3 protein-coding genes are annotated in these 6,448 nt (G+C 50.3%); all 3 read left to right on the plus strand.

Annotated elements, in window-relative coordinates:
* Nucleotides 1-120, plus strand: a 120-nt coding sequence (locus GXO76_06175) for a hypothetical protein (protein NOY77441.1), incomplete at its 5' end; no start/stop codon positions are given.
* A 259-nt stretch (nucleotides 121-379) separates the two neighbouring features.
* Nucleotides 380-3,076, plus strand: a complete 2,697-nt coding sequence (locus GXO76_06180) for a TonB-dependent receptor (GenBank protein ID NOY77442.1) — start codon at nucleotides 380-382, stop codon at nucleotides 3,074-3,076.
* A gap of 112 nt (nucleotides 3,077-3,188) precedes the next feature.
* The coding region (locus GXO76_06185) for a hypothetical protein (protein ID NOY77443.1) at nucleotides 3,189-6,448 on the plus strand (3,260 nt) is incomplete at its 3' end.

Raw genomic sequence — 6,448 nt, forward strand, 5'->3', positions numbered from 1 at the left:
TACAAAGTAACCTGGGATGCCACCAACGATGCCGGCGTACGGGTTACCTCCGGCGTGTATTATTACTCCATGCACGTCAACAATTTCAAGAGCACCCGCCAAATGGTTTTGATGAAATAAGATCGCTTTTGAAAAACTTAAAGCCTGTCAGATTCTCTGACAGGCTTTTTTAATTTTACGCTCGTGAAACCTCCTGCCCCATTTTTTTATCTCTCACGCTGTTTTTCTCCTTGACTTCAGCAGGCAGGTTCGTTATATTTGATGAAAACTTTTTGCTTCCGGGGATTGGCTTTCCTCAAAAAGAATTTTCGGACACATTAAACACATCTCAATTCTTTGAATACAATTATCTTTTTGTTTTCCAAGGAGGATTTCTTCAATGAAAATGCGGCTTCCTGTTTTTCTGTCCCTTATTTTATTATTTCTATTGCCCGTATCGCTTTGGGCAGGAACCACCGGCAAAATCGTGGGAACGGTTAAAGATGCCACAAACGGACAACCACTGCCGGGCGTAAATATTCTGCTGGAGGGCACTCAGATTGGGGCGGCAACCGATGCCAGGGGCTATTTTTCAATCATCAATGTCCCTCCCGGCCGGTACACCCTGCTCGCCCGGATGATGGGTTACACCACACTTCGCATAAAGGACGTCCGGGTGCGTGTGGACTTAACCACCCGCCTTCCTATTGAACTCAGTCCCACGGTGCTTAAATTGGGGAAAAGTGTAACCGTAACCGCCACACGGCCGATGATTCAAAAGGATATTACGTCCACTCAATCCATTGTTGATGCCAAGGACATCGAGCAAATGCCGGTGGAATCGGTTTCTCAGGTACTGGAATTGCAGGCGGGCTTTGTAAAAAGTCCCGGAGGCGCTCTGCACGTGCGCGGCGGACGCTCCGGCGAAGTGGCCTACATGGTGGACGGTGTTTCGATCACCGATCCTTACGGTGTATCGGCGGCTATTACCGTAGAGAAAAACGCCATCCAGGAATTGCAGGTGGTTAGCGGCACCTTCAATGCGGAATACGGGCAGGCCATGTCGGGAATTATTAATATTGTGACAAAAGAGGGTACCTCCCGCTACAAGGGAAGCGTTTCTGTCTATCTCGGAGATTATGTCAGCACCCACTCAGACCTTTTTAACCACATTGATGCCGTAAATCCGCTCAGTATTCAGGACGGAGAATTTTCTTTTAGCGGCCCGGTTCCAGCCACTCACAAACGCCTGACCTTTTTCACCTCCGGACGGTATTTTTATAATGAAGGGTACCTGTACGGGATTCGCCGTTTTCTGCCCGCCGATTCCAGTTTTTTCGATTCGCCGGACACCAGCCAGTGGAAAATTCAGGAAAGCGGCGACGGAGCCTGGGTATCGATGAATCCCTTTACAAAATTTTCGGGACAGGGAAAACTCTCGTACCGGATTTCCCCTTCCATAAAATTGACTTACACCGGATTCCTTAATCAAAATCGGTATCAAACCTACAGTCACAAATTCAAACTGGATCCGGACGGAAATCTCAAGCGTTTCCAGTCACAGTTTACCAATATTTTCACCCTGAACCATATGCTGTCGCCCAATACATTTTATTCCTTCAAATACTCCAATTTTTCAAACGGTTACCATCACTACGTGTACGAAAATCCCACGGATCCCCGGTACGTGAGTCCCCGGCGGTTTTACAGCTCGTCCGGGTATCGGTTTTACACCGGGGGGCAAAACATGAACCATTTTTACCGAAATACCCTTACTCACGTGTACAAATTAGAGCTGACGAGCCAGATCAACCGAAATCATCAAATAAAGACCGGGTTGGAATACCGTTGGAACCGTCTTTTTTACGAAGCCTTTACGATTCGTTTGGACTGGCAAACCCACTGGAAACCGCAGGTTCCGGGATTTGACTCGCCATCACACAACCGATACGTTCACCATCCCACAGAGTTGGCCTATTTTATTCAGGACAAAATTGAATTAAAGGACATGATTGTGAATGTGGGTGTACGGTACGAACGGTTTAATCCCGATGGAAAGGTGCTGGCCGATCCAAGAGACCCCAACATTACCCAGCCGCTCAAGCCGGAGCACCGGGCCGACCCCCTTGAAAAGCGCCGAACCTATTGGTTCAAAGATGCCAGTTCCAAAACTCAGATTAGTCCCCGGATCGGAATTGCGTATCCCATCACCGATCAAGGAGTGATTCACTTTTCCTACGGGCACTTTTTGCAGATTCCACCCTACTCCTATCTCTACACGAACCCGGATTTTGAGGTGACGGGCGGATTGAGTTCACTTATCGGAAACGCCAATCTGGAACCCCAGCGCACGGTGAGCTACGAGATCGGGCTTCAACAGCAATTGACGTCTGACATCGCCATCGACATAACCGGTTACTACAAAGATGTCCGAAATCTGCTGGGGACGCAAATCATCGAAACCTACGCGGGCGGTGATCGCTACGCCTTGTACGTGAATCGCGATTACGGAAACATTCGGGGCATTACGCTCACATTACGAAAGAACTATTCAAATTACCTGTCCGGGCAAATTGACTACACCTATGGCGTGGCCGAGGGAAATGCTTCGGACCCCAATTCCGTTTTTTACGATGTGGCCAGCGGACGCGAACCGGAAAAGCAGCTGATTTACTTGGCGTGGGATCAAACGCACACGCTGAACGGATCCGTGACCATCAGCGACCCGCAAAAGTGGGGTGTGAGTTTAATTGGCCAGTACGGAAGCGGCCTGCCTTACACGCCGACGTACCAGGGCCAGCGGACCTCCTTCGAGAACAGCGAACGCAAGCCCATGACATTAAATGTGGATTTGCGCGCTCATTACGATTTTGCATTCAAGGGGCTTCGTACGTCCCTGTTTTTGCTGATTTACAATTTACTCGATCGAAAAAATGAGCTGTTGGTGTACACCGATACGGGGCGGGCCACATACACCCTGGTTCCGCAATACACGGGGGATACCCGTTTCCCCAACACACTTAAAGACTACCTCACGCGCCCGGATTATTTTTCCGCACCGAGGGAAGTGAAGACGGGCATCGTGGTCTATTTTTAGGCTGCCGGCCGTACGGCTGTTTTTTAAATTTGTGAAAATTCGTGGGTAATAATCAAACGGCTACTTTTTGATTTGTGAAAATTCGTGGGCTAAAATAAACGGAGGTTATTCTGTGAAGTCACAAAATATTCACTTTAAACGTATACTTCTTTTAATTGTTCTTTTGATTCCGGGTGTACTCTTTGCCGCGGGAACCGGGAAAAAATCCCTGCAAAAAGCAAAAGGCCGGGAGGACCAGAAAATCGGCCATCACGATGCCAATAAAATCTACACGATTTTCTACAACTGGGGCGGTATTGGCGACTGGACAGGGGGACGTCGTGTGGAATCCGGGGTGTACCCCAAGGGCTCCGGGCACAGTTACTTTGCTGAGTTTACGCCCGTTATTGGCGCTGAGGTAACCGACGCCAAGGGAATCATTCGCCACATTTTCAGTGACGGGCTTCCGGATTTCGGCCATGCCGATGTGTCTCCCGAAGGCAAGCGGTGGCAGTTCGAGCCCATCGCCGGCTATGCCAATCCCAATCAGGATCACATCGCCATGAGCGACGATTCCATCTCCTGGCCGTCTCACTGGCCGGATAAAGACCACACGTGGGACGGGCATTGGGACGGTCAGTACGGGAAATACGCCCGGGCCGATCAGGAATCCTACTACCGCATGGACGATTATCCCAATAGTGAGTTTGATTTCTACCCCGATCCCAGCGATTCTTCCAAACGCGGTCTCGCCCTCGAAATCGAGGTGCGCGGGTACCAGTGGGTGCAGGTGGCTGCCGAGGACATTATTATCTGGACCTATTGGATCACAAACAAAGGAAAAACCGATTACAAAAAGATGATCTTCGGCATGTACGGCGATGCCGACATTGGCGACGACGGTGATCAGCGCGACGACGACTCCTGGTTCGACAAAAAAAATGACATCGTGTATCAGTGGGATCACGACGACAAAGGCGCCTGGGGCGGGCCCACAGCCTATTTCGGGTGGAAATTTCTGGAATCACCCGGCAACCCCTTTGACGGTATCGACAATGATGAAGACGGCATGATCGACGAAAGTCAGTGGGACGGCATCGACAACGATCACGACTGGAATCCGCTGACCGACGATGTAGGCACGGATGGAATCGGCCCGGCAGATCCCGGCTACACCGGACCCGACCCGGACGGCACAGAGGGAAACGGTCAACCCGATGACGGCGAGCCCAATTTTGAATACACCGACAACGACGAATCGGATCAGATTGGATTAACCAGTTTTGCCGCCGCCACCTGGCCGAACATCGACCTGAAAGATGATGAAAAGGTGTGGCAGCAAACCGTGCCCGGTGCCTTTGAAGTCCCAAAACAAAAAACCGACATTACATTTCTTTACGGATCGGGTTATTTCCCGCTGAAAGTGGGCGAACGCCGCAAATTTGCCGTAGCCATGCTTTTTGGCGAGGACCTGGACGACATTCTGCGAAATGCCGTAACCATGCAAAATATTTACGACGCCGACTACAATTTTGCCAAGCCGCCGCTTAAACCTCACGTCACAGCCGTGGCAGGCGACCACAAAGTCACACTGTACTGGGATAAAATCGCTGAAAGCTCCCGCGATCCGATTTACGGCTACGATTTTGAGGGCTACACCATTTACCGCAGCACGGACCCGTCGTTCCTGGAAAGCTGGATCATCACCGATGCCTACGGAAATAGGACCTTCAACAAGCCGATTGCTCAATTCGATAAAATCGACGGGCTCAAGGGCCCGCATCCCATTGGCTACAACGGATTGCAATTCAATATGGGAACCGATTCGGGTCTGCGTTACTCCTGGACGGATACGACAGTGGAAAACGGTCAAACCTACTACTACGCCGTGTGTTCGTACGACCAGGGGTACGACAAAGATTTTTACGATCGCGGAATTAGTTCGATTGAAAATCTCCAGCCCATCAACCCTTCGGAATGCAGCAAGCGCATCATGGTGAATGCCGTGGGAGTCGTTACGGGAACTGACGTCAACACCGTTGTGGTCACCCCTCAGGCGCCGGCCGCCGGATACATTCCACCGAAAGATTTTCAGCTGGACAACAACCGGATGGTTCACGCACAAGGGGTTGCAACCGGACAGGTAGCCGCAAAGATTATCGACCCCACCCAATTGCCCGATAACTGGGAATACGAAATCAGTTTTGACGATACAACCCTGATTCAACCTCAAAATGTGCGTAAATCTTACTCGGTTCTCAACAAGCATCTTTTTACAGAACCCTTTACAGCCGATTCAAACTGGGTTAATCTCAATCACCAGCACCTGCAAAAGGGAAGCGTTTCCGTAACCGACCAGGATGGAGCCACCACATTTACCGAGGGGACGGATTTTGAAATCAATTACAGTGCAGGCAACGTACGCATTTTACCCGCCACATCCAGAATGCAGCTGGGTGACACGTACGACATTCATTACCGGTATTTCCCGTTATATCAGTCTATTTATTTGAACAGTGAAATTTTCAATCCGTTTTTCGACGGCTTGCAAGTCGTGGTTCAGGATGATCCCCTTCGTCTGGACACAGAAAAGAGCACCTGGATTGAAGGAACCTGTAATTACAAGGCGGATGTCCGCATTTTTAAGGGAAGTAAAAATTACCCCTACGATTACGAGGTCCGGTTTCAGGGACCGGAAGGAACACCTGCCCGCGAGGATGCCCGCAAAAACGGCATTATGGCGCCGTTTGATGTGTGGAATGTGGTGACAAACGAGGAGGTTCGGTTTGTGATTCTGGATCAGGATAAAAACAAGGCCTGGTCACCCGGAGATCAGGTAATCTTTCTAAAGGGTAATTCTGGCATGACGACCACCTATTCCGTCACCTTCACCAAACCGGATTCCATTCTGATCGATTCGACCTTCAGCCATATTCAGACAATCTCGATCGACACGGTGCTGAACGGGCGTGACACCACCATCGTGGTACAGGATTCGGTGTTTACCTACGACACAACCCGGGTGGATATCCATCCGCCGGACAAAGGCGACGTGTTTTTGGTGCACACGAAGAAACCCTTTACTCGAAACGATGTGTACACGTTTACCGTGACGGCTCCTCACATTGACTCTAAGAAGGCTTCGGCAGAATTGGCCAACATCGCGGTTGTGCCCAATCCCTATGTGGTCACGGCATCGTGGGAACCGCAGAATTTCTACAAATCCGGGCGGGGTGAGCGAAAGATTGAATTTATTCACCTGCCGCAAAAGTGCACGATCAAGATTTTTACCATGCGGGGCTATCTGGTGAAAACCCTGGAGCACAACAGCCCCATTTTCGACGGCTCGGAGGCCTGGGACCTTACCACCAAAGACGGCCTGGACGTGGCCTA

Source organism: Calditrichota bacterium, from assembly GCA_013151735.1.
Taxonomy (GTDB): Bacteria; Zhuqueibacterota; JdFR-76; order JdFR-76; family BMS3Abin05; genus BMS3Abin05.

What these genes read in the sequence shown, in the direction of transcription:
- GXO76_06180 (NOY77442.1), top strand. Translation starts at nt 380, where the DNA reads ATGAAAATGCGGCTTCCTGTTTTTCTGTCCCTTATTTTATTATTTCTA.